Consider the following 24,687-nt stretch of genomic DNA (forward strand, 5'->3'; position numbering starts at 1 on the left):
GCTCTTTTTCTTTATTTGTATAGTATAATCAGCTTTACGATTTCTGACAATGAATTCGGACAGCCTGTAATAAAAACGTCACTAAAAAAAGCTCCCCGTTCAGAACGGAGAGCTTTTACACTATTCAAGATCTATTATTAGATCAACATACCAGCGATTGCTGCACTTAGTAGGTTTGCAAGTGATCCGGCGATGATCGCTTTCACACCTAGTTTTGCAATGTCAGGACGACGGTTTGGCGCAATTCCACCAAGTCCTCCAAGTAGGATCGCAAGTGAAGAAAGGTTTGCGAAACCACAAAGCGCGAAACTGACAACCGCAACAGTCTTGTCTTTCAGCTCTGGAATTTCTGGTGCGAATGAAGAATACGCTACGAATTCGTTCAATACGAGCTTTTGTCCGATAAAGTTACCTGCACGAACTGCTTCGTCCCAAGGTACACCGATGATGAATGCAAATGGCGCAAAGATATATCCAAGGATCAGTTCTAGAGAAAGTCCTTCAGCTCCGAACCATCCACCGATAAATCCAAGAAGTCCGTTAATCAAAGCAATCAATGCGATGAATGCAAGCAACATTGCACCAACGTTCAAAGCAAGCTTCAATCCGTCAGATGCACCACGAGCGGCAGCATCAATGACGTTGACTGTTTCTTCATCTTTTTCCATTTTGATTTCGTCTGTCGTTTCAGATACTTCTGTTTCAGGCAAGATGATCTTCGCCATGACAAGACCTGCTGGTGCAGCCATGAAACTTGCCGCTAGTAGGTACTCGAGCGGTACTCCAAGAAGGCTGTACCCGATCAATACTGAACCAGCTACAGAAGCTAGTCCCCCAACCATAACTGCGAAGAGTTCTGATTGCGTCATTTTTGCAAGATAAGGACGGATTACAAGTGGTGCTTCAGTTTGTCCTACGAAAATGTTTGCAGTAGCGGAAAGAGACTCAGCTTTACTTGTTCCAAGAAGCTTAGAGATCGCTCCACCAATCAAACGAATAACCCATTGCATGATACCTAGGTAGTACAATACCGCGATTAAAGATGAGAAGAAGATGATGATCGTCAATACTTGGAATGCGAAAATAAATCCGATTCCACTATCTTCAGCTACCAAGCCACCGAATAGGAACTGAATTCCTTCGTTCGCGTAGTTGATGATGTTTTGAACGACCATTGAAGCTGTTTTCAATGCCGCTTTACCAGCTTCCCACTTCAGAACGATCAACGCGAATCCAATCTGGATCGCTAGACCACCTAAAACGGTTCTTAAACTAATACGTTTCTTATTGTTCGATACAAGAAAGGCAATCAGCAAGATCGTAAGAATTCCGCCAATCCCCCAAATGTATTGTTGCATAAATCCTTCACTCCCCTAATGTATTGTGAACGCTTTCTTTTTCCGTCGAGGTATGTTGTCTGACATCTAACATTCAACATAAATAATGTAACAGAATTCGACAAAAAAACAAGTGCTTTAATTATTTTCAGAATTGTTTCAAATGGTCCAAAATCTTCCTAAAGCGTTTTCAATGTTTGAAGTTACCGTTAGATTCCCCTTCTTCCTTATAGATATCCAAAGAATTTCACCACTTAAGCGAGGAGGCATATTCATCCACTCTTCTATACCACCCTATCAGGGTATGAAACCGAATAAAGAGTTATTTGCGGGGGGGGATCTCGGTATTTTTTCGATTTCGGGGTGCGCAACCAAGAGTCATGTTCAAAAATAAAAAAATCCCCACCATTACGGCGGGGATTTTCTTTTCCATCTATATGAGAATTAGAACATCGGATTTTCTTCTAAATATTGATATATGTTGTCGACGAGTTCATCGGGCGTTTCGCCTGGGACGTACTCTCCATTCACTAATGCATAAGGTGATCGGAAGCACTGACCGCAATTCCCGAGACAACCATATTCAATCACATCTAGATTTGGATCGCGTTCAAGGACTTCACGTGCTCTTTGAGATCCATTTGCCAAGTTGCTTACGCAAAATTCGATGATTGGCCTCATTTTTCAACCACCCTTTCTTTCCATACTTATCCTACAACCTTATGAACATACCCGTCAACTTACTTGTTTTCCTGCTGAATAAGAAAGAATGTTGTAGGATTGTCACAATTTCGATATACTAAAAATGACCACGGTCATAAAAGGAGTTGCTGCAAAAATGACCCGTAGCAAGAAACGCAATTTTACAGAAGAAAGCATCATAAAAGCAGCACTCGATCTCTTTTACGAAAAAGGATATGCCCATACAAGTGTCAAAGAAATCACAGAGCGAGCGAACATCGCAAAAGGGACGTTTTTTAATTATTTCCCTACTAAAGAAGACCTCATGCAACATTTTGCCAAAGAAAGGCTACATACACTGAGTATTTTTCTCGGTAAAGGGTATATATTATCCCAGCCTTTCCATAAACAAATGGAAGTGATGATCGGTCATCTGTTGACTTATTATGATCTCGATTCCGACTTCACTAAAGACTTATGGGGAACTGTCATCCGCGACGAAAGCCCTTTAATCGAATGTTGGATGCTGATTCTGGAAAGAGCGAGCATTAGAGGAGAAATACGTGCACAGATGGATCTGAATACATGTGCACATATTTGCAACAGTCATTTCCATTATGTCTTATCGACTTCTTCCAAGACCGACACCAAGGAATCGCTCATACGACGTGTCATGACATTAATGGAATTAAGTATACAAGGATTTCAAGAAAAAAGGGGAAATGCTGGAATGAAAAAGCTGGTCATCTTAGGTGCTGGATACGGTGGAATGAAGATTTTACACGGATTGTTGGATTCATCTGACCTTCCTGAAGACATTCAAATCACCCTGGTGGATCGACTTCCATATCATTGCTTGAAGACAGAGTATTATGCATTGGCAGCTGGAACCGTATCCGATCACCATATTCGTGTACAGTTCCCGGAAGATTCTCGTGTCATCGTCAAATATGGAGAAGTCTCAGAAATCGATTTGGAGAACAAAGCCATCCATTTTGAAAAAGAAGAGTCGATTGATTACGACGATCTGATCATCGGATTAGGCTGTGAAGATAAATATCACGGAGTACCGGGTGCTCCTGAAAATACACTCAGCATACAGACGATCGACAAGTCCCGTGAAACTTACCAACACTTAAACAACCTGCCGCCAAAAGCAGTTGTAGGCGTCGTCGGTGGCGGACTGAGCGGTGTCGAACTTGCAAGTGAACTTCGGGAAAGCCGTCCGGATCTCACCATCAAATTGTTCGATCGCGGGGAAACGATCCTTTCTACGTTCCCGAAACGCTTAAGCAACTATGTTCAAAAATGGTTCATCGACCATGGTGTAGAAGTCGTCAACCACTCCAACATCACTAAAGTGGAGCCAAATATTCTCTACAATAAAGATGAGCCGGTTGAGTGCGACGCGATCGTGTGGACTGCAGGAATCCAGCCGAACCGGATCGTCCGTAATATGGATGTGGAAAAGGATGAGTCAGGACGTATCGTGTTATCCCCTCATCATCACCTTCCGAATGACAAGCATGTGTTTGTCGTTGGAGATTGCGCGAGCCTGCCACACGCACCTAGTGCACAGCTTGCAGAAGGTCAAGGCGATCAAATCGTTGAAGTCTTGCTCAAGCTTTGGAAGGATGAGCCACTCGGAGATCTTCAGAAAATCAAGCTGAAAGGTGTTCTCGGCTCCCTCGGTAAAAAGCACGGATTCGGAATGATGAAAGGAACAGCATTGACCGGACGAGTGCCACGCCTATTGAAATCCGGAATCCTATGGATGTACAAATACCACTCCAATTAAACCAAACAAAGCATTCCTCTCACCAGGAATGCTTTTCTATTATTATTTAGCTATCTCTAATTGAGAATGAATTCGTCATGCTGATCGGGTATGCTTTACTCGCTTTTTTACCATGAAAAATGGCTCTTTCGAAGGAATTTTGATTATGCTACGATAAAAACAAAGAATTATCAGCTATTAACAATAGCATTTTTTATTAAAAATGATTATAATAAAGGATAGAAAGGGGTAGATAAGAATGCGTGAACAAGTCGAAGAGGTTCTAGATAAATTACGACCATTCCTTCTTCGTGACGGTGGAGATGTTGAGTTGGTTGACATCGAGGACGGAATCGTAAAAGTTCGTTTAATGGGAGCATGCGGAAGCTGCCCTAGTTCAACGATTACGCTTAAAGCAGGAATCGAGCGTGCACTACTTGAAGAAGTGCCAGGCGTAACAGAATTAGAACAAGTATTCTAAAACGATATAAATGATATTAGAAAAGAGCGGAACAATCGTCCGCTCTTTTTTTGTAGCTTATTTTCCGTTCACAACTGCTTCAGGCTTGTCCCCTTGTAACACAGCTCGGATGTTTCGAGCGGTTAGACGGCACATTTCCATGCGTGTTTCAATGCTTGCACTTCCGATATGCGGGAGGCATACGACATTAGGGAATTTCAAGAACGGATGATTGTCTGGAACCGGTTCTTGTTCAAAAACGTCGAGTCCAGCTCCTGCAATTTGTTTCTCTTCAATCGCGTGGACGAGATCCGCTTCTACGACAGCACCTCCACGCCCTGCATTTACAAATATCGCAGACTCTTTCATATTATTGAACACTTCCGCATTGAACATCCCTTCCGTTTCGGACGTCAGCGGTGTCAGATTCACGACGAAGTCAGACGTTTCGACAAGCTCATCGAAGGACACATACTTCGCACCGAGTTCTTGCTCTGCTTTTTCATTGCGTGAACGGTTGTGGTACTGAATATTCATTTCAAATCCAGTCGCACGTTTGGCAACCGTTTCACCGATTCTCCCCATTCCGACGATACCGATCGTCTTGTGGTGGATATCTTGTCCTGCCATGAGAAGGGGACTCCAATTCACCCAATATCCTTTCTCAATGTATTTTTCTGCCTCTGTCAAACGCCTTGCCGTCGCCATCAACAAAGCGAATGTCAAGTCGGCCGTGGTGTCCGTCAATACATCCGGCGTGTTACATATGATCACACCGTGTTCTGTTGCTGCTTCAACATCTATGTTATCGTATCCGACAGCCAGATTTCCGACGACCTTCAAGTGAGGAGCTTTTGACAGCAATTCACGATCGATCTGATCGGACAACATCGTATAAAGTGCAGTCGCTTGAGCTGCTTCTTCTAATAAGATCTCTCTCGGTACCGGTTCATCTTCATAGTCCCACATCTTCACATCAGCAACTTGGCGGATCGGTTCAATCGTTTCTTCTGGAACTTTTCTTGTAATAAAAACGTATGGGTTGTCCAACTTTTACACTCTCCTTTTGATAAAAACCTATGTATAGCAAGAGGGCGACCGGAAATTTCAGCCCACCTCTCGTGTGCTAAAACACCAACTCTTAAGGTCACCCTTCCCTGCTTATGACTTTGTTAACCAGCCAACGGGCTCGATATTGACGACTTCTCTTGGAAGCGCACTGATCTTGAAAAAGTTCTTCATGAACGATTCATGGTTCTCTTCCACCGATAAGACATATTTCAAATTGCTCAGAAGCATTGCCTGCTCACTGGAACGGGACGTTTTGTAGTATGTCTCTACTACATCAAAATACGTAGCCGGGAACAGAAGTCTTCCGTATAACAATCGCCATCCCCCGCGTGTGAGCGGCTTTGAACGCGTGTAGTCGTCGAGGAACGTTGAAATGTCATTGGATCTCGCTTTTTCCGTGACCAGGTACCGGATATATTCTGCCACATCCCTGACAGGATGATCAATGACCAGGTTCGTTGGTAGCTTCAAATAGACATGGTGCTCCTGCTTGATTGGGATCCATGAACCTGCATAAAACCGGTCATGGGTAATCGTATAACTTCCTTCCTCTTGCCCATTCCGATCATACTCGTAATCAACGATGTACTGGATCGCATTCTCCGTCAGCCCTTCATAATACGGGAACGAGTCATAAAAAAGAAAATCGAATTCACCCCTGGGGCCATTCACACTGATATCCCTGTAACGTTCTTGCAGACTGTCCAACCGGGTCGTCCATAATTCCACCCACTGGTTATATCGTAACAACTCCTCACTTATATATGGAAATTGCTCACCTGATCTATGGAATTCTGCAAGCTGTTTCCCTATGGATCCTCGTTCTTTGCGCTCCATTTGTGGCAGTTCGAATAGAAGAACATCACGCCCCTCGACTCGAGAAACCCATCTGCCTCTTTGGTTCGCTACCCAGAGCGGCATGTCTTTTTCGCCTTTTTCCATGAGATAACGGATGATCGTCTGCATATCCTCGATTTTTTGTTGATGCGCATCCAGGATCGGAACGATGATATAGTAACGGCCCTGGGCACTGAACCCCTCGTATCCCCCAATACGAGTCTGCCGATCTACATAAAGATTGTAATGGTGATATATCTCTCGTTCTAACAATGGTTACACTCCCCTCCCATTTTATAAGTAGTTTATGAAAGAAATGGGTGGAGTGTTTATCATTTACTCGCAATTTTTGATTTTGTTCATAACATAACCTAAACACCATATACTAAGAAAACGCAAATCTCACCAAATCCACTAACAAAGATTGGGGACTCATTTATGTCTGAACACAATACACCAGAATCACAAAGTGAAGTGGAGAAGAAAGCTCGCCAGTTATTACATGACCGAGGCGTCACAGAAGATCATCTTGCTGAATTGGTCCACTACCTCCAAAGTCAATATCACGAAAATCTCGACATGGAAACGTGCAAAATCAATGTGGACCGTGTCTTAGCGAAACGTGAAGTACAGAACGCCATCCTGACGGGTGTTCAACTGGACATCCTCGCTGAGCAAAATAAACTCGAGGAACCTCTACTCCAAATCTTAAAAAAAGATGAAGGCCTCTACGGCGTAGATGAGGTCATCGCCTTATCCATCGTCAACATTTACGGTTCGATCGGTTTTACGAACTATGGATATATCGATAAACTAAAACCTGGCATCCTAAAAAAGTTGAATGATAAATCGACAGGTGAATGTCATACGTTCTTGGATGACATCGTCGGTGCAATTGCGGCCGCAGCCTCAAGTCGTCTAGCCCATAGAGCTAACAATTCGGAGTAGAGTTGATCCACTTTCAACTCTACTTCATTGTTTGATGTCCCATAAGTCCAAGGAATCGATCGTATGAGTCGGTCTTTCTTTCGACTTGATATCCTCTACACTTCTTGTCACACCTGTATAAACCAACAATGTATCGATTCCAGCATTCATCCCTGCCATGATATCCGTATGATAGTTGTCACCGATCATCAATACTTTTTCTTTCGGTAAGTTCAGTTTGTTCATGGCAAGCTCCATGATGATCGACTCAGGTTTTCCAATAAAAATAGGTTTAACCCCTGTTGATACTGCAACCACGGAAGTGAGCGCGCCATTTCCTGGAACGAAGCCTCTGTCTGTTGGAAATGCCACGTCTTTGTTCGTTGACAATAAGGTGGCTCCCTTCCGAACCGCAAGACAAGCCGTTTCCAACTTTTGATAAGTCAGCCCTCGATCGATTCCCATAACGACATAATCGACATTTTCATCATCAACCACTTCAAAACCGCTGCTCTCTAAGGCATGTTGCAGACCAAGCTCACCAATCATAAAGACTCTGGCTGATTTGCGTTTTCTTTCTATGTAGGCGGCTGTCGCCATTGATGAAGTGAATACGTGTTCCGGAGAGGCAGGTACTCCGAACTTTTGCAGCCGTTCAGTCACCTGTTCAGGTGTATTTGCAGAGTTGTTCGTGACGAACAGATAAGGAATTCCAGCGCTTTTGAGACCCTTTACGAATTCGACCGCCTCGTCGATCTGCTCCTTCCCCCGGTACATCGTTCCATCCAAGTCAATCAGATAACCTTCATATTTCATGGTTTGTCTCTTCCTCCTGTTTTCATCTATTTGTAGGATACCACAAGTCCTCCTCGATTAACGCAAAGGAAAAAGCCGCCTGTTTCAGGCAGCTTTTCGTGTTAAATAATCCTAATTGTCATCCGGTAAAAAGGCGGACACCGGTCCGAGTTCATCCGTCAAATACGTACGGATTTGTTGAGGAAACGTTTGAAGAGAGGACAGGTTCGTTTGAAGAACATCAAGCAGTTCCCCGTGATCCACCTCGGTGTACGTTTGCACCAATTGCTTTCGCAAACCGATTACTTTCTTCAGCTGGACAGCATCATCCTGGGTCACGACTTTTTCATCGTCCAAAATATCGATAATATCTTCGTAGCTTCCTGGATCTCGCATGATAAATCCGTCAATCATCTTGTTCCCAACATCCAGTATGGATTCAACCGTCATATGGGCAATCCGCTCTAAAGCGAAGTTGTCTTTTTTTGTGTCTTTGAACGCCTCTTTTTCGAGCGTTGCCATGCAATCTTCCAAAAACGTAAGCAATTCTTCAATTTTCTTTCGATCTACAAAGTACATCTCTTTTCACCTGACTTTTTTACAACGTTATAAAGATGGAGTCGGAATCAATCTAGGTCGCGCGTAGAAGAAGCCCTGCACCATATGTACACCGTTCCGTTTCATAACGGACGCTTCTTCTGCCGTTTCAATCCCTTCTGCCACAACGAGGGCATTGGCTTCCTTCGCAATATGCAAAAGCCCTTGTAGCATCGATTCCTTCAGTTTGTTTCCATTGATGTTTTCAATCAATGAACGGTCCACTTTTATAATATCAGGATGGAGGAAAGAAATCGAATTCAAACTTGCATATCCTGCCCCAGTATCATCAAGAGCAATACGGATTTTCCTCTGCCTCAATCCTTCGATAGTTGTGCGGATGTGTGGGTAGCGGTCAATCGATTCTCGCTCAGTAATCTCAAACACGATTCGAGAAGGATCGACTTCAGGATACTCTTCCAAAATCGCATTCACGTCCTCGACGAAATGTTCGTGTGCAATCGTCATCGGCGTAACGTTGATGAAGAGCGTCTCTTGCCCTCTCATCTGGCGGAGTGCTTTTTTCACGACGAGAAGCTCTAATGGATATAACATGTTCGTTTGGCGTGCCATCGTAAAAAGCTGTAACGGATTTTCATAAATCGTGCCTTCCGGGCCACGAGTCAACACTTCCCAAGCGGAAACCTCCATCACATCGATATCCAAAATCGGCTGCGAATACAGGGTGATGTTCTCGCGCTTGATGATGTCTTTGATTTCGTGGACCATCAGATTGTACTTGCCACCGAGGCCTTTTTTCGCCATGACGAGCGCTTTCTGATAGGCACTCAAAAAAGAATGGAACGGGCTATCCGATTGCGCGTCCATCACCATGTACCCTGTCAAAAAGCTATCCTGATCCTCTTCGTTATACGCAAAGAAATGGGTATTGATGTTTTTCTTGATTTCATCTATGTAGTATTCGATTTGACTGATCGCATTTTGTTCTTTTTCCAATGAAAGACATAGGACGATGTCATCTCCCCAATATTGCTGTAAAAAAAGAATCTCTTTGTCCTCGACGATTTCACAAACCGCTTTTTTGAAATGATGTCGAACATCCTTTTCAAACTGCTCCACATATACACGACCGAATTGTTCGATCTGGTGTTTATAGGTTTGCACATCAAAAACAATCACTGCAGTCGTCTTATTTCGTCGATACACTTCCCTCAAAATCGGCTTGACTGGATTCCTCACCCAGAAATGTGGAGGAAAGAATCGAAGGCTTTGATTTGTCGAAAAAAGGTGCTTACATAACAGAAGCAAATCTTTCAGTTGATCGTTCACTCAATAATCACCTCGAAGTGATCGTAATGTGCTACTATTGTACCATATATATATTTGAAAATTCCCACTATCATTGAAATATTTTTATATTCGACATTTCCTGTTATCATAAAGGAAGCTTAATGTCATACAAATCGTTCTTTCAGCTGATTTAGTATAGAACATTTCAGGATATTTTACACTAAGGGGGAAGAGGATGGATCGTGAATTAGCTTTAGAAATCGTAAGGGTGACAGAATCTGCAGCACTTGCATCAGCTCAATGGATGGGTAGAGGTTTGAAAAATGAGGCAGATCATGCAGCAACAACAGCCATGAGAGCCATGTTCGATTCCGTCAATATGAAAGGTACTGTCGTAATCGGGGAAGGTGAACTGGATGAAGCACCGATGCTTTATATCGGTGAAGAGCTTGGCACTGGCCATGGTCCGGAAGTGGATATCGCCGTCGATCCGTTAGAGGGAACGAATATTGTAGCGAAAGGACACCCGAATGCAATGGCAGTCATCGCCATCGCTGACCGTGGAAGCCTACTGCACGCACCGGACATGTACATGGATAAGCTTGTCGTCGGTAAAGCGGCTGCCGGAAAAGTGAGTCTCCTCGATCCGATTGAAAAAACGATGGATATCGTTGCAGAGGCGAACAACAAACGAATGCATGACCTAACGGTGATCATCCAGGAACGCCCGAGACACGAAGACCTAGTCCGACGTATCCGTGAAAAAGGCGCACGTGTTAAACTATTTGGAGATGGTGATGTCGGAGCTGCGATTGCCGCTGCCATGCCGAACACAGGGATTGATCTATTCGTCGGAAAAGGTGGCGCTCCTGAAGGTGTCATTTCAGCAGCAGCCATCAAATGTCTCGGTGGTGAAATGCAAGCGAGGCTCGTACCTGATAACGATGCCGAACGTGAACGTTGCATCCGCATGGGTCTCGAAGATCCTTCACAGCTTCTACACCTGGATGACCTTGTCCGTGGAGATGACGCGATCTTTGCTGCCACAGGAGTGAGCAGCGGTGAGCTGTTGGAAGGGGTCAGATTCTTATCCGGTGACCAGGTTGAAACCGATTCGATCGTCATGAGAGCGAAGACGAAAACGATCCGCTCCATAAAAGCACAGCACCATCTAGGTCATAAACCGAACTTAGTGATGGAATAGGAGGAAACGATATGACTGAACGTTTTTATCTATACGATGATACAGAAGAAACCAAAACCCGCTTCGTCAGCTTCATGGGGGAGAATCAACGCTTCGACCTTGCGATTACGAAGACGGACCGTCATTACGGAAAACCACTTGTACTCGATATTCAAGGTGGTAAGTTCGCCATAATCGGCCCAGACGATTTGGAAGAAGAAGGCTATATCGAACACGCCTTCAGCTTGAATGAAGAGGACGCACAAGAACTGCGCGAGTTTTTAGCAGAAGAAATATTATCCTAATAGGAAAGGACTCATGTTGACCATGAGTCCTTCATTTTTTTATATGTAGGTCATTTAAAGGTGCTTTCTGTCCTCCATTTCATGGTTTCCCCGATTTGGAGGACACTAAGAGCTGTTTTCTGTCCCTCATTTTCCGTTTCACTCAATTTGGAGGACATTAAAATGTCCTTTTATCTCAATATTGAGGACCCATCACACCAATATCCCTATATCTGTAAACATAATGGTAAGCTTTTGCTACTGTAAGCACCATTCGTTCTGGGCAATCTAAAAATGGATAGGAACATCCCTATCCAAATGCCGAGAAGGAGTGGTGTCCTTTGGCAAGAGGTTATAATGGGTATCGAAAAGAAGCCGAGCAGTATACGGATTTCTCAAATGTCGAGACGATGCACCGGTACGTTTTACCAGAGGATTTGCCAGAGGGTCCTTATGGCTCTCCAGTAAACCGTTCCCTTGGTAAATCGACGCCGTTTGATGAAGATCAGCGATACTATAGTGCCTTCAACTATGAGTTCAAAAATCTTCATCAAGATATTCCGCGACAATTTCCGGGTGCCCACCCAACTCACGATGATCCAGACCGCAATGAAGAGCCACCATACGGCCTAAGTTAAGCGGCAATCACAAAGCGCTCCTGATCAAAAATAAAAGGGACTGACTTTAGAGTCAGCTCCCTTTTTCTGATTTATGAGCAACTTTTTCTTTTTGCTTTTTAGAGGATGAGTTCGATTCTTTATTCTGTCCTTTGCCCTTCACTTTTTTCACGATGAAATAAGCACAGCCGAAATTACAGAATTCCAGTAGATATTCCGGAGCCGCACTGATCTTCGTTTCGTGATTGGCTTTATCATGCTGATCTTCGAAAAAACCTCGGAGGCGCAATTGATTGTATCCCCAATCGCCTACAATGTAATCATATTTATGTAAGATTTCACTGTATCGAGATGTAAATTCTTCCTCATTCCACCCATCCCGAAAATCCTCTATGACTTCATAATGGTTCCCATTTACGCAAACCAATTTCATCACTCCATTTCACACTTCCTATTTTACCATGTTTTCCGTTTCATTGCCTACGTTCTCTCTGTATAACCACTCCATATCCAGCAGATTCTATACATAGGAGGTGAATGAACTTGAAAAATTTCATCATTGCTGGATTGACATGTACCCTTCTAATCCTTCCTGCATGCGGTATGGATAAAGGAGATTATGATGGCGCGAACGGGAATGGGCTGAATGCAACCATGGATGCTCGGGATCGAGCTGGAACTCCAGGAAAAACACCTGCAGATGCCAAGAATGATTTCGGCTATACCCGTATCCAAAGCCCAAGTGACGAGAGACGTCCATTGGCCCAAGCACCTCAAATCGATAAGAAACAGCTATCCGATATGATTTCCAGTATGATCATGCAATCCCCGCAGATCAAAGATACAGCAACACTCGTTACAAGTGATAAAGTACTTATTGTCTATGAGGCCAAAACGGACGAACGCAATAAAACAGCGGACATGGTCAAGAAAAATGCCCTCTCTGTCGTACCACGTTGGTTCAAGGTCTATGTATCCGATGATACCACTCTTTTTGAATACATTGAACGTTATAAGAATTTGGATGAAACAACTCTACACGTAAAAAACAGCATCGACAGCCTTGTCATGGAAATGAAAAAATCCCCTCAAGGTGAAAAAATGAGCGGATATGAAGGCGAAGAAGGACAAGAAGATATGGATATGGGAATCCGTAACCAAAAAGGGAAAATGAAGTGATAGTTGATTTCTAAAAAAAAGGTTGAACCGTCAATCCGGTTCAACCTTTCGCTTTATTATTGAGCACCTTGTTGTCGTTGCTTAGATGCCGCATTTACTTGCTCATCTGCGTGATAAGAAGAACGTACCAATGGTCCAGCTTCACAGTGACTGAATCCTTTGGACATTGCGATCTCTCTCAATTCTTCAAACTCATCTGGGTGATAATACTTCTGAACCTTCAAATGCTTTTTCGTAGGTTGCAGGTATTGACCAATCGTCATGATATCAACATCGTTCGCACGAAGATCGTCCATCGTTTGAATGATCTCTTCCTTCGTTTCCCCAAGACCTACCATGATGCTTGATTTAGTCGGAATGTCAGGCTGCATTTCCTTCGCACGACGTAGGAATTCCAATGAACGGTCGTATTTTGCACGAGCACGGACTCTTGGCGTCAAACGCTCAACCGTTTCAATATTATGGTTCAGGATGTCTGGACGAGCATCCATCAATGTTTTCAAGTTCTCATATTTCCCCATCATGTCAGAAGGCAATACTTCAACTGTACAGAATGGATTCGCACGTCGAACAGCACGGACTGTTTCTGCATAGACACCAGATCCACCGTCTTTCAAATCGTCACGAGCAACTGCAGTAATAACTGCGTGCTTAAGTCCCATCAGTCGTACTGAATCTGCTACACGTTCAGGTTCTTTAAGGTCCAGTTCGTTCGGCAATCCTGTCTTGACTGCACAGAAACGACAAGCACGAGTACATACATCACCAAGAATCATGAATGTAGCAGTCTTACGTTCTGCCCAGCATTCATGGATATTCGGACAACGCGCCTCTTCACACACGGTATGTAGATTGTTCTCACGCATCATCTTCTTGAGGCCTGTATAGTTATCGTTTGTATTTAATTTGATCTTCAGCCACTCAGGCTTACGGATGTGTTCTTCCTTTTTTGCCATCTTACTCACTCCATCGTTGGATTCGTATTACCGGCATGAAGTTCCTACTACTCCCATGCGGTAATCCAATTCTTTATTACTGTATCATATTGCGCAAACAAGTTCCATCATCTGCACTAACAAGCAACTTTTCCAACATTTGAGAATCATCATTTGCCTCATTCAATACAAACTAACATTATGATAAAAAACTTGGTAATGTCGAGCATTGCGAAGATTGAACCCTGATTGCACCTATTCTGACGTGCAAATGATACAGGAAAGGACTGAATTCCCTGTATGAAAAAACTCGTACTCACCATCATTTTCATTATAGGATTTGGCATATGTATTGAAGAAACCCATGCAAAGACCACATACCAGAAAGAAGATGTAGCCAGGTACGCCCTTTATCATAAAATGGAGGCGTTAACTTCCATCCCCTGGTATTACCTAGCTTCTGTCGATCAATATGAACGGTCCATCCGACGCGCTCAAAGGGACCTCCCCGAGGAGGAAGGATTGATTGGCATCTACTACTCCCCAATCCAGTGGGTAGGACCATTGAATCCTAATTTGGATGATAAAAACGCATCCACTATATCTCTGTTTGGAGGTATCGGTTTGGATGGCAACAATGATGGGATTGCAGATCGTAACAATGATGAAGATTTGTTATACACATTTGCGAATTACCTGCAGTCGTATGGTTTTGATGAAGAAAACATCAAAATCGGCCTATGGGATTATTATCAAAGGGACAAAACTGTAGACATCATCATGGGCATCTCAAAAGTCTATAAGGAATTCCAAACGCTCAGTCTTCATGATCGTGCTTTTCCGGTGCCGATACGCTCCAATTACAGCTACCGGAATACATGGGGCGACCGACGCGGATTTGGTGGTCTACGGATCCATGAAGGGACAGACATTTTTGCGAACTATGGTGTTCCTGTCCGAGCGACGACTTATGGAATTGTGGAAATGAAAGGCTGGAATCGATTTGGTGGCTGGCGAATCGGTATTCGTGATTTGAATAATGTTTATCATTATTTCGCCCATTTGAATGGATTCGAGAAGGGCATCGGTAAAGGATCGGTTGTAAAACCTGGTCAAATCATCGGATATGTAGGCAGTTCCGGTTATGGACCACCAGGTACCCAAGGGAAATTCCCACCCCATCTCCATTATGGAATGTACCGAGATAACGGCTATAACGAATGGTCTTTTGATCCATATCCGTATTTGAAAGCATGGGAAAGACAAGACCGTATCAAAAGTAAAAAAAGATGAGCTGACTAACCAGCTCATCCTTTTTCTTTATTTCTTATTTTGTTTTGCAACTTTCACGGCGTTGCCAATACTAAGAGCAAGTCCACCCCAGATAATGACCGCGCCAATAATGAACATGACAATAGCTGAACCTTCCATATTAGCTTACCTCCTTATTGTGAGCATCCACATCATTATTCCAACGACGGGCTGCAAATAAGAATCCAGCGACAAGGGTCAATCCTAGTGCTACCCAACCATAAGTGACGAGGAAGGAAACAGGGTAACCCCCATATGGTTGGATGATGTCTGTATAAACGTTCTTGATCATCATGAATCCGAGTAGTAGTGGAGTAATGACTGTCAAACAGATCACCCACCAGCTGCCTAGACGGATATCTGATAATTCGTTCGCGTGTCCTTGAAGAGATTTGACCTTACGGAATACCCATGCAATCAAGATGACCTCAACAAGTCCGGATAAGCCGACACCCATGGATAGTACGAAGTGGTCAACAACATCCAATAGATAAAGTCCGCCTTTCGTTGCGTATAAGATGGAAATCAATGCGGATAGTCCTCCACCAATCGCAACGGCTTTCGTACGAGAAATGTTGAACTTGTCCTGGAAAGCGGCAATATATGTTTCACTGATTGATACGAGTGATGATAATCCCGCAAGAACAAGTGATGTAAAGAACAGGAATCCAAACACTTCATTGAATGCCGGCATTTCATTGATGATCGCCGGGAAAACAGCGAATGCTAGTCCAACGCCATCTGCCGCAACTTCACTGATGTCTACACCTGATGCTTTAGCCATGAATCCAAGGGCACTGAATACCCCGATCCCGGCAAGCAACTCGAAACTGGAGTTACTGAAACCAGTGATGAACGCGTTGTTCGTCAAATCCGATTTTTTCGGCAAATAACTGGAGTACGTAATCATGATCGCGAAAGCAATGGAAAGACTGAAGAAAATCTGCCCGTAGGCGTCAATCCAGACTTTCGAATCACCGATTCTGCTCCAATCCGGCTTGAATAATGCATTCAGTCCGATTTCTGCTCCGTCCAATGTCAGAGCACGGACGACGATGATCATGAATAGTACGACAAGAGCTGGAATGAAAATTCTATTCGCAGCTTCAATCCCCTTCTTGACACCTTTAAACAAAACGCCAAGTGTGATGACCCAAACAATAATTAATGGAATGAAAACATTCGGTACGATTCCACCGAGTGTACCAATCTCCGTATCTGCAGCTCCCAGATAGTCTCCCATCAAGAATCCGCCTGTATCGTCTCCCCAAGAAAGCTTGAAAGAGAAGAATGCGTAGGCTAACGCCCAACCGATGATTACGGCATAATACGTAGAAATAACGAATGAAATAAGAACTTGCCACCAACCTAGCCATTCGGCCTTTTTGCTGACACGTGCAAAAGTCAATGGTGATGAACCACGATACTTGTGTCCCATTGTGAATTCAAGAATCAAGATTGGAATACCTGCTGTAAGCAAAGCGATCAAATAAGGTAGGAAAAATGCCCCACCACCATCTGCATAGGCGATATACGGGAAACGCCAGATGTTTCCGAGGCCAATTGCAGATCCGACCGCAGCCAGAATAAAGCCTGCTCTTGTTCCCCACTGTGCTCTGTTGTCCATGAATGCTCCCCCATTCTCCTGAAATTTTTACACTAAAGCGATTAATGTAAAACTTTAGTTTTTTCTGACTATTTCGTCTATAAGTATATCGATTCACATAGGGCATGTCAAAGAATTTTCAAAAAAATTAGTGATATCTATCTACATTAAAAGAACCAAATTTTAGTATGAAAATACTACACATTTTTGGTTTTCTATAATATGAACCAGAAATTAATGTTAGGTTTTCTTACATAGACTGAAGTTTTGCGCTTGATTTTCTGAAAATTTACTATATTATAAAGTATAAATCAGTTAAATGTTAGGTTTCCTAACATGAAAGGAGTGTCATATGAAGAAGATTGAAGCGATCATCCGCCCAGAGCAATTCCAACAACTCCGTACAAAGCTTCTAGAAATTGGAATTGATGGTTTGACCGTGTATGAAGCAGCGGGCTGTGGAAAGCAACGGAAAAAGCAAGGTGTTTTTCGGGGGAATCCATTTGAATTGCAACTCGAACCGAAAGTGAAAGTGGAAATGGTCATCCGCAAATCGTTATATGAACAAACGATCCAAGTCATCATCGAGGCATGTTCTACAGGACAGGTCGGTGATGGGAAAATTTTCGTGTCAGACATAGAAGACGTCTATCGGATTCGCACTGGAGAAAATGGAACACAAGCGATTATTTAATTTAGAGAGGATTGAATGAATCTTGAAGAAAAAAATCGTATTGTCTGCTTTCTTGTTCAGCAGTTTGCCAACCGTTACCTTTGCCGCTGAATCAAAGTCCATTCCAAGTATCATCCAATCCATCGATATGATGTGGGTCATGGTCGCAACCTTCCTCGTCTTCTTCATGCATGCGGGGTTTGCTATGGTGGAGACAGGGTTCACACGATCCAAAAACGCGCTCAATATTTTAATGAAGAATTTCCTTACAATGGCACTTGGAGCAGTCCTGTATTTCGCAGTCGGATATGGCATCATGTTTGGAGACTCAATAAGCGGATTGATAGGAAGCTCGCATTTCTTCTTATCAAATGCTGACAGTGAGATCGGTTTCTTCGTCTTCCAGGCTGTATTTGCCGCAACGTGTGCGACGATCATATCCGGCGCAGTAGCTGAACGCATGAAGTTAAGTTCTTATTTACTCCTTACCGTGAGCATGGTGGCTTTCATATATCCAGTGGTCGGGCATTGGGTTTGGGGAGGCGGATGGCTTGCAGAGCTTGGGTTCATTGACTTTGCAGGTTCTACCGTCGTTCACTTGACCGGCGCGACTGGTGCGATCGTTGCGGTTCTATTGTTAGGGGGGCGCCTTGGAAAATATGGAGATGGCCGAGTCAATGTCATCCCGGGGCACAACATCCCTTTGGGAGCTCTCGGCGTCTTCATTTTATGGTTCGGTTGGTTCGGATTCAATGCTGGGAGCAGTCTTGCCGCAGATCCTGATCTGGTACCAATGGTTGTCTCCACTACTCTCCTTTCCGCTTCAGCAGGAGTTATTTCAAGTGCAATCTACTCTTACATGAAGTTTAAACAGATGGACGCAACATTGACATTGAATGGAGCACTTGGAGGACTCGTCGGGATTACAGCTGGAACAGCGAACGTATCCCTTTTTGGTGCACTCATCATCGGGTTCGTTGCTGGGATCGTTTTAATTGAAGCCGTGCCTTTCATCGATCAAAAACTGAAGCTGGACGATCCGGTCGGTGCTATTGCCGTTCATGGGATTTGCGGTATTTGGGGCACGGTCGCTATCGGTTTCTTCGCTTTGGAAGGTGGCTTGTTTTACGGTGGTGGAATATCGTTGCTCGCCGTGCAATTCGCTGGCGTGGCAGCCGTCATCCTTTGGACCTTCGGAATTTCATTTTTGGCGTTAAAACTGATTTCAATCCCTGCTGGAATCCGTGTTACAGCAGAAGAAGAAATCCAGGGACTCGACTTCAGCGAACATGGTTCAACCGCTTACGATACGAGAGGAGAATCGTTTGGTCCAGCAAACAGTCAGCCGACCTTCGGCTATGGGCTCGTCAATCGATTGAACTCTCTTGGATCACCACAGAAACAGAACTCTTAAACGTGAAAAAAACCTGAGCCGTTACTTAAAACGACTCAGGTTTTCTTATGATCATTACTGTTTTTCTATTGGCGCATCCACTTTAACGGCATTCATATTTCGAAGGATAAAAGCAACTCCTACCATCAAGGCGATTGAAATCAACAGGGATAGTGTAATGCTCAGTGTGAAGCCTAAAATCAAGAATCCGATCGAGCTGATGACCGCTGCCAGGATTGCATATGGCAATTGCGTCATAACGTGGTCGATGTGATTACTTCCCGCACCTGTTGATGACAAGATGGTCGTATCGGAAATCGGTGAACAGTGGTCTCCAAATACGGAGCCAGCTAGAACAGCCGCAAGGACTGGTAGTAGGTACGTAATGTCCGTTGCTGCAGCAATCTCCCCAGCAATCGGAAGCATGACGCCGAACGTTCCCCATGACGTTCCAGTCGCAAATGCCATGATGCCTGCTATCAAAAACAAGAGGACTGGTAAGAATGCCAGGTTGATATTACCGTCAACGATACCAGCAAGATATTTACCTGTGCCGATTTCATCGATGATTGCAACAATCACCCATGCAAAAATCAAAATATAGATAGCCGGCAACATGGATTGAATACCTTTCCAGATCCCTATGCCGAAATGCTTACCAGGCAGTTGTTTCATCAAGAACAAGACGACAGTGACAGCCAATCCGAACAATCCACCATACACAAGGGACTTCGCCACGTCTGTGTTTTCAAACATGGAAAGCAAAGTCACATCTCCTTCAGTCGCCTGGGCACCTGTGTAAAGCATTGCTGCAACTGTCCCGACGATGAGTGCGATGATCGGCCAGATCAAGTCACCGACTTTTCCGCGATCACTTTCGGGCAGTCCAGTTTGCTCACCAGGAACAGCTTTGTTCTCAGGATCTAATACTTGCCCTTCCTTAATCGCACGCTCTTCATGCGTCTTCATTGAGAAGAGGTTGATGTTGAAAAGAGCAGTCGCAAATACGAGAAGCAACGCAGCTAGCGCATAAATATTCATCGGAATCATTCTGATGAATGCCTCTAGTGCTCCGTAATCAGCAACTTGATGTGTAGCTAGTATGCTTCCAATCAATCCGATGATGTACGCTCCCCAGCTGGATACAGGAGAGATGACACAGACTGGCGCAGCTGTGGAATCGATATAGTACGCAAGCTTGGCGCGTGAGATGCGATGACGATCCGTCAATGGACGACTGACGTTTCCGACCGCAAGTGAGTTGAAGTAATCGTCAATAAAGATGATGATACCGAGCACGATCGTCAGGATTTGAGCTCCGACGCGTGTCTTCACTTTTTTGATCGCCCATTCTCCAAATGCACGACTTCCCCCGGAAATCGCAATCAGTGACGTCATGATACCTAATAAGAGTAAGAACAATAAGATGAAGACATTCCATGTGTTAACTTCCCAGGCACCTGCATCGTTTTGAACGACGAACAGACCTCTCAGGATTTCAAAGATTTTCATACCACTCGCAGCAATATCAAAATCATTCAACATAAGCGCACCAACGACGATGCCTGTCCCAAGTGACAACAGCACGCGTCTAGTCAGCGCAACCATCAAGAGTGCCAATAATGGTGGTATTAGTGAGTATATTGTATTTTCCATTGGTTCGATGTTCCTCCTTAGTTTATCTATAAATAAGTCAGAATCGATGTAACAACCGGTTTTTCATTTTTAGGTAAAAATAAAAAAGGTAACGATAGATAGAAAATAACCTATCGTTACCTTTGTAACGGTTATCCCCCATCGATCACGTAGTTCTCCACTATTCCATCTTTCCCGAATAGTGACAGTGATACACCTGTTCGGTGCAACCCCAACCAGTCATTCATTGACAATCGTAACTGGTTTCGGCAATGAACCCTTTCGCTGATGATCATTGATGTCATACTCCCATCAGGCTACTTTTGTTCCTTGCTCCACTACCTCATCCGATGATAAGGTTTATGATATTATCTTTGCGCGCCATGTAATATTATAATAGAATTCCTATAATAATACAAGGGCTGCACCATTCGAGTCGTTTACTCCGGCTTTTTATCCTCTTTCTCATCTTTATTACTATCCGTTATCGGGACAGTCGGCTGAACCGAACCACCCGGACCATAATAGTCTGGCACCTCACCAGGTATGAAGTGGGACAATAGCATGATGTTCGTTTTGATTTCTTTTTCTTCTGTCTGGAATGGTACGACGACTTGTACTTTGACGACCACATGGATCCATCCTCTTAGTTTCGTATTATTGATACCAGAAGTTTGGGTCTCTTCGACCCAATCGGTTTGCACACTTCCGATTACACGGAAACGGACTGGGATACTTGGCCCCAAGTTTGCTAGTAAAGAGTTGTTCGTGGCCCGACCGAGAGGAATCTCGGTGACGATACCTGCTTGTTGTTCATTTTCCCTTTCCACATCGACATCTGCAAATCGATAGAAATCAGGTTTCTTACCCTGTTCAATTTGTTCTAAAAGCATTTGTACATTGGCTGTCGCTAAAGCTTGGATTTCATTGACTACCTGTGGATTTGTGGTCACACCAACGACTTTCCCATCGTTATCTTGGATGTTCACAATTAAGTTGTCTAGTTTTCCAGAGTCTACAATTCGGTTTTTGACCGCACTCTGTATCGCCAATTGCGCGATATCCTCTGTTTCCGTTTCGGCTATTTTCATGAGCGCAGGTTGAATGCCCCGATCGACGAGCCATAATGCTTGGGCGGTCAACAAGATAAAGATGATGAACGAAATGATGAAGACATATTGAAAAGGCAGTGGACCTCTTGCACGGGCCCGCCTTCGGATCCGCCACATAAAAATACCCCCTATCTATTGCTATATGTATGCAATGAACGGGGGTTGTATCGCTATTATTTTCAAAGGGAACATCATCATTGAGCCATTTTAAGCAAGGCTTCTCGACCTGTGGTACCAACTGTAATGCCCAGCGCTTCTGCTTCGAGTGTGACAGACTCTAATGGAGCATCCAGCAATTGATCCAGTGTTCGAACACCTACTGCTCGACCAGCAATGATTTTGCGCTCTGCTAATTTTTCGTTGAGTAAGGCGACATCTAGTGCGCCACACATGATATAGCCCTTATCGTTACTGATGGACATGAAATTTGTTTTTGGTAATGCAACTGTGACTCCAGTAAACAAATGCCCGTCAATCTCAATCGGGGTGACGGTAATCATCTTCCTCACGCTCCTTTTCCTTACTATGAATATGTCATAGCAGAATAAAGCGTGTTGGCGCTTTGCCTATCTTTCTAGGGTTTTTAATTTCCAGGCTATTACGTCGCGAAGCATTTCGGGCAAGTAGTAGGATTTTTGTTCCGCGTATGCCACAGAAGGCAATAATCGACCGAACGTAAACATGTCTACCGTCCCGATCGTGTAGATTCTCTCTTGATCAAGTGCCTCGCCATTGATCAGGATCCTGCGTACGTGATATTCGCCGTCTTCCATCATCTGTCCTTCCGTTTCCACACCGTCAAAAATCATCTGCCCAATCACTTTACCACGGAATCCTAGACCTTTGATCTCCAGATGGACAAGCTCTTTCGTCATAGCTTGATGAATCATTTCTTTCAAGTACTCTCCTTTTAAAAGGAGCTTGCACGGGTTGATCGGGTGTGGGCAAACCCTATGAAGATCCCCCTTCGTTACCGGGCCTTTTTCCAAAGGCTCTAGAAGGAGTCCGGCATTGATCATCCCGATTTCGGTATCACACCATTCACGGATCGTTTCGGCAAGCAACGTTGAAAAAGGTGATTTTTTGAACCACTCTAGTTCAAGCGGCTCATCCAAAACAGCGACGACCTCTTGAAGGTTTTCTCTCGCAGAATCCTTCAGCCGGTCGAGAAGCAGCTCACTCTCTTCATCTGGAGCCTGGTTTCGAACGTCGAACACTTCCGCTTTTATATGGTCTATTTTCCGTTCTTCTTCATTCCAATCGATCTCCATATGCCCGACATAGAGACCAAATTTACCCGCTTGCCCGACCGTTACACCTTTCGTAGAGTGAATGCCTTCAGGTAGAACGTGATGGGTGTGGGATCCGAGGATGATGTCCAGTTCCTCGACTTCTTCAGCTAATTGTTTGTCCGCTTCCAAACCAAGATGGGAAAGGAGTATGAGGAGATCAACCTCTCCTCTCACTTCTTCAGCATATTGTTTGATTGTGTCATAAGGATCGAGTACATCCCAATCCAACAATTCATAATACGCTTTGAACGGTGCCGTTGCAGCGATGACACCGATCTTCAGCCCGTTAGGCAACGTGTGGATGTCGTAAGGCTTTGCCCAGTGAGGCTGATCTCCATTTTTGTTTTTCAAATTCCCAAGAATGACTTGGAAGTTGGCATCGTCATATAAGGCATCGAGTTGTTCCTTAGAAAATGTGATGCCTTCGTTGTTCCCGATCGTCGCGTTCAAAAAACCAGCCTCATTCATGAGCTGCACATTACCTTGACCGTCCGTTCCTTCGGTCACTGGATGCACACGGTCAGCATGATCACCGATGTCGAAACGGATCACACACTCACCGTTCTGGTCATGGATCTGTTGCTGTTGCTTAAGAAAGCCCATTATTTTCGGCCACTGTTCAAGATGGCTATGTAAGTCATTCGTATGATACAGATGGAGCTTCATACGGCTCATTGTACCATCTCCTTTGATGATTCTAGTCATTTGTTCATTAGAAAAGATCAAGCTGTCTCGGTGCAAGTCCTTCATAATCGATGCCTAATAGGTCGATCATCTGTTTTGCATTGTCTGCGGCGTCTCCACCTGAGTTGTTGTTGAAAAGGACCGTCAAATCGTGACCCGGCTTATGGAGCTCGAGAAGCTTCTCTTTCCATTCTATGAGCTCATCCTCAGAATATCGATAAAGATATCGGACATCCCGCCAATCTTGGTTGCTCTTGCCCTTCTTTTGCCAACCATGGACATTTCGACCGTGAAACCGGATCAGCGTTTGGTCCGGATGAGTTGGTTCAAGGACTGTAGGTACAGAGCCGGTTCCAGCTTGGGGCTCATCACAAATACTGTGGATCCAGCCTTCCTCTTTCATGAATTCCAAGGTCCGTTGTTGAAATGATGGATGGAACCAGGATTGATGGCGGAATTCGAGCGCCACAGGGATATCCCCCATTTTTTCCTTCGCTTGTCGTAATTGTTCCACATTGTCCCGGTTACAATCAAACCACGGAGGATATTGGAAAAGCACCATCTTCAGCTTATGCGCTTCCTGCAAAGGTTTGATGGACTCTCTGAATAAGCGGAACATCTCTTCAGTACTTTCAAAAGGGATATCCCCTCTCGTATGTCCCGTCATGCCTTGATACGCTTTTACCACGAATGAAAAGCGCTCGGGAGTGTCCCTCACCCATTTTTGATAATTTTTGATGGGTTGAACCGCGTAAAAAGACGAATCCACTTCCACAGTCGGAAAGAAGCTGCTGTAGGTTTTCAATTTATCTGTTGATTTGATATCCGGCGGGTACAGCGAGTCATGATCTCCCCAACCCGTCACTCCAATCTCAATCATACATTCGTAACCTCTCATTTTCATATATTCGTACTTATATTTTGAGTTCTTCACGTAAAAAGTGCAAGTAATAGCAAAATAAAAAGAGCTCTTATCGTTTTAAGAGCTCTATCATTCTTCATAAGTTTCCAAAAGCAGCTATGCTCAGGGATATCAAAATCACAATCCCT

The 24,687-nt window shown here is 44.1% G+C and carries 25 protein-coding genes, 1 pseudogene and 1 riboswitch; of the genes and pseudogenes, 10 read left to right on the forward strand and 16 right to left on the reverse strand.

Going from position 1 to position 24,687, the window contains the following annotated elements; genetic code table 11:
- Positions 1–137: 137 nt before the first annotated feature.
- Together ACSVDE_RS12985 and ACSVDE_RS12990 are read right to left on the reverse strand one after the other, a co-directional pair.
- Positions 138–1,358, reverse strand: a complete 1,221-nt coding sequence (locus tag ACSVDE_RS12985; protein ID WP_439301298.1) for a NupC/NupG family nucleoside CNT transporter — start codon at positions 1,356–1,358, stop codon at positions 138–140.
- A gap of 423 nt (positions 1,359–1,781) precedes the next feature.
- Positions 1,782–2,018, reverse strand: a complete 237-nt coding sequence (locus tag ACSVDE_RS12990; RefSeq protein ID WP_226547054.1) for a YuzB family protein — start codon at positions 2,016–2,018, stop codon at positions 1,782–1,784.
- 157 nt (positions 2,019–2,175) lie between these two features.
- On the opposite strand from ACSVDE_RS12990, the gene ACSVDE_RS12995 reads away from it, so the two are divergent.
- Positions 2,176–3,816 carry an FAD-dependent oxidoreductase gene (locus ACSVDE_RS12995; RefSeq protein ID WP_439301299.1) on the forward strand — a complete coding sequence of 547 codons (1,641 nt, stop codon included), beginning with the start codon at positions 2,176–2,178 and terminating at the stop codon, positions 3,814–3,816.
- A 238-nt stretch (positions 3,817–4,054) separates the two neighbouring features.
- Entirely contained in the window at positions 4,055–4,276 is a 222-nt protein-coding gene (locus ACSVDE_RS13000) for a NifU family protein (protein ID WP_221566648.1), read from the forward strand.
- 57 nt (positions 4,277–4,333) lie between these two features.
- On the opposite strand, the gene ACSVDE_RS13005 is transcribed toward ACSVDE_RS13000, so the two are convergent.
- Positions 4,334–5,305 (reverse strand): 2-hydroxyacid dehydrogenase, encoded by a 972-nt coding sequence (locus tag ACSVDE_RS13005; RefSeq protein ID WP_439301300.1) that lies wholly within the window; start codon positions 5,303–5,305, stop codon positions 4,334–4,336.
- Between the two features lie 111 nt (positions 5,306–5,416).
- Complete coding sequence (yutH, locus tag ACSVDE_RS13010) at positions 5,417–6,436, reverse strand: spore coat putative kinase YutH (RefSeq protein WP_439301301.1); 1,020 nt, start codon at positions 6,434–6,436, stop codon at positions 5,417–5,419.
- A 165-nt stretch (positions 6,437–6,601) separates the two neighbouring features.
- On the opposite strand from yutH, the gene ACSVDE_RS13015 reads away from it, so the two are divergent.
- The gene (locus ACSVDE_RS13015) at positions 6,602–7,111 is read left to right on the forward strand and encodes a phosphatidylglycerophosphatase A family protein (RefSeq protein WP_439301302.1); all 510 of its coding nucleotides are present in this window, start codon (positions 6,602–6,604) and stop codon (positions 7,109–7,111) included.
- Positions 7,112–7,135: 24 nt separating this feature from the next.
- On the opposite strand, the gene ACSVDE_RS13020 is transcribed toward ACSVDE_RS13015, so the two are convergent.
- From ACSVDE_RS13020 to ACSVDE_RS13030, 3 genes are all read right to left on the reverse strand, one after another.
- Positions 7,136–7,906 (reverse strand): TIGR01457 family HAD-type hydrolase, encoded by a 771-nt coding sequence (locus ACSVDE_RS13020; RefSeq protein ID WP_439301303.1) that lies wholly within the window; start codon positions 7,904–7,906, stop codon positions 7,136–7,138.
- A 111-nt stretch (positions 7,907–8,017) separates the two neighbouring features.
- Positions 8,018–8,464 carry a DUF86 domain-containing protein gene (locus tag ACSVDE_RS13025; RefSeq protein ID WP_439301304.1) on the reverse strand — a complete coding sequence of 149 codons (447 nt, stop codon included), beginning with the start codon at positions 8,462–8,464 and terminating at the stop codon, positions 8,018–8,020.
- A gap of 27 nt (positions 8,465–8,491) precedes the next feature.
- Positions 8,492–9,772 (reverse strand): EAL domain-containing protein, encoded by a 1,281-nt coding sequence (locus ACSVDE_RS13030; protein ID WP_439301305.1) that lies wholly within the window; start codon positions 9,770–9,772, stop codon positions 8,492–8,494.
- 196 nt (positions 9,773–9,968) lie between these two features.
- On the opposite strand from ACSVDE_RS13030, the gene glpX reads away from it, so the two are divergent.
- The 3 genes from glpX to ACSVDE_RS13045 all read left to right on the forward strand — a co-directional run bounded on the left by glpX (position 9,969) and on the right by ACSVDE_RS13045 (position 11,838).
- The gene (gene glpX, locus ACSVDE_RS13035) at positions 9,969–10,937 is read left to right on the forward strand and encodes a class II fructose-bisphosphatase (protein ID WP_439301306.1); all 969 of its coding nucleotides are present in this window, start codon (positions 9,969–9,971) and stop codon (positions 10,935–10,937) included.
- Positions 10,938–10,948: 11 nt separating this feature from the next.
- On the forward strand, positions 10,949–11,221 hold the full coding sequence (locus ACSVDE_RS13040) for a DUF3055 domain-containing protein (RefSeq protein WP_439301307.1): 273 nt from the start codon (positions 10,949–10,951) through the stop codon (positions 11,219–11,221).
- A gap of 389 nt (positions 11,222–11,610) precedes the next feature.
- On the forward strand, positions 11,611–11,838 hold the full coding sequence (locus tag ACSVDE_RS13045) for a cytosolic protein (RefSeq protein WP_439302001.1): 228 nt from the start codon (positions 11,611–11,613) through the stop codon (positions 11,836–11,838).
- Positions 11,839–11,974: 136 nt separating this feature from the next.
- On the opposite strand, the pseudogene ACSVDE_RS13050 reads toward ACSVDE_RS13045, so the two are convergent.
- Positions 11,975–12,244, reverse strand: a pseudogene (locus ACSVDE_RS13050) (YutD family protein); the annotation flags it as partial.
- A 116-nt stretch (positions 12,245–12,360) separates the two neighbouring features.
- Here ACSVDE_RS13050 and ACSVDE_RS13055 point away from each other — a divergent pair.
- Positions 12,361–12,996, forward strand: a complete 636-nt coding sequence (locus tag ACSVDE_RS13055) for a YhcN/YlaJ family sporulation lipoprotein (RefSeq protein ID WP_439301308.1) — start codon at positions 12,361–12,363, stop codon at positions 12,994–12,996.
- A 56-nt stretch (positions 12,997–13,052) separates the two neighbouring features.
- On the opposite strand, the gene lipA is transcribed toward ACSVDE_RS13055, so the two are convergent.
- Positions 13,053–13,952, reverse strand: a complete 900-nt coding sequence (gene lipA, locus ACSVDE_RS13060; protein WP_439301309.1) for a lipoyl synthase — start codon at positions 13,950–13,952, stop codon at positions 13,053–13,055.
- Between the two features lie 279 nt (positions 13,953–14,231).
- Here lipA and ACSVDE_RS13065 point away from each other — a divergent pair, with 279 nt between their 5' ends.
- Positions 14,232–15,224, forward strand: coding sequence for a M23 family metallopeptidase (locus tag ACSVDE_RS13065; RefSeq protein WP_439301310.1), 993 nt, complete (start codon positions 14,232–14,234; stop codon positions 15,222–15,224).
- 27 nt (positions 15,225–15,251) lie between these two features.
- On the opposite strand, the gene ACSVDE_RS13070 is transcribed toward ACSVDE_RS13065, so the two are convergent.
- Together ACSVDE_RS13070 and ACSVDE_RS13075 are read right to left on the reverse strand one after the other, a co-directional pair.
- Positions 15,252–15,362 (reverse strand): MetS family NSS transporter small subunit, encoded by a 111-nt coding sequence (locus tag ACSVDE_RS13070; protein WP_226547067.1) that lies wholly within the window; start codon positions 15,360–15,362, stop codon positions 15,252–15,254.
- A gap of 1 nt (position 15,363) precedes the next feature.
- On the reverse strand, positions 15,364–16,869 hold the full coding sequence (locus ACSVDE_RS13075) for a sodium-dependent transporter (RefSeq protein WP_439301311.1): 1,506 nt from the start codon (positions 16,867–16,869) through the stop codon (positions 15,364–15,366).
- Between the two features lie 331 nt (positions 16,870–17,200).
- Here ACSVDE_RS13075 and ACSVDE_RS13080 point away from each other — a divergent pair, with 331 nt between their 5' ends.
- Positions 17,201–17,542 (forward strand): P-II family nitrogen regulator, encoded by a 342-nt coding sequence (locus ACSVDE_RS13080; protein WP_439301312.1) that lies wholly within the window; start codon positions 17,201–17,203, stop codon positions 17,540–17,542.
- 22 nt (positions 17,543–17,564) lie between these two features.
- Complete coding sequence (locus ACSVDE_RS13085) at positions 17,565–18,935, forward strand: ammonium transporter (RefSeq protein ID WP_439301313.1); 1,371 nt, start codon at positions 17,565–17,567, stop codon at positions 18,933–18,935.
- 54 nt (positions 18,936–18,989) lie between these two features.
- Here the strand turns inward: ACSVDE_RS13085 and ACSVDE_RS13090 are convergent, their stop codons facing one another.
- From ACSVDE_RS13090 to ACSVDE_RS13110, 5 genes are all read right to left on the reverse strand, one after another.
- On the reverse strand, positions 18,990–20,570 hold the full coding sequence (locus ACSVDE_RS13090) for a Na+/H+ antiporter NhaC family protein (RefSeq protein ID WP_439301314.1): 1,581 nt from the start codon (positions 20,568–20,570) through the stop codon (positions 18,990–18,992).
- A gap of 142 nt (positions 20,571–20,712) precedes the next feature.
- Positions 20,713–20,898: riboswitch (Lysine riboswitch) on the reverse strand.
- Between the two features lie 91 nt (positions 20,899–20,989).
- Positions 20,990–21,778: a sporulation protein YunB gene (yunB, locus tag ACSVDE_RS13095; protein ID WP_439301315.1), complete on the reverse strand. Its 789-nt coding sequence runs from the start codon at positions 21,776–21,778 to the stop codon at positions 20,990–20,992.
- A gap of 77 nt (positions 21,779–21,855) precedes the next feature.
- Positions 21,856–22,161 carry a YunC family protein gene (locus tag ACSVDE_RS13100; RefSeq protein WP_439301316.1) on the reverse strand — a complete coding sequence of 102 codons (306 nt, stop codon included), beginning with the start codon at positions 22,159–22,161 and terminating at the stop codon, positions 21,856–21,858.
- Between the two features lie 66 nt (positions 22,162–22,227).
- The gene (locus tag ACSVDE_RS13105) at positions 22,228–23,628 is read right to left on the reverse strand and encodes a bifunctional metallophosphatase/5'-nucleotidase (protein ID WP_439301317.1); all 1,401 of its coding nucleotides are present in this window, start codon (positions 23,626–23,628) and stop codon (positions 22,228–22,230) included.
- A gap of 37 nt (positions 23,629–23,665) precedes the next feature.
- A complete protein-coding gene (locus ACSVDE_RS13110; RefSeq protein WP_439301318.1) occupies positions 23,666–24,517 on the reverse strand; it encodes a DUF72 domain-containing protein in 852 nt (283 codons plus the stop codon).
- Between the last annotated feature and the right edge of the window lie 170 nt (positions 24,518–24,687).

Source organism: Pseudalkalibacillus sp. Hm43 (genome assembly GCF_051842935.1).
In the GTDB taxonomy this organism is placed as follows: domain Bacteria; phylum Bacillota; class Bacilli; order Bacillales; family Fictibacillaceae; genus Pseudalkalibacillus.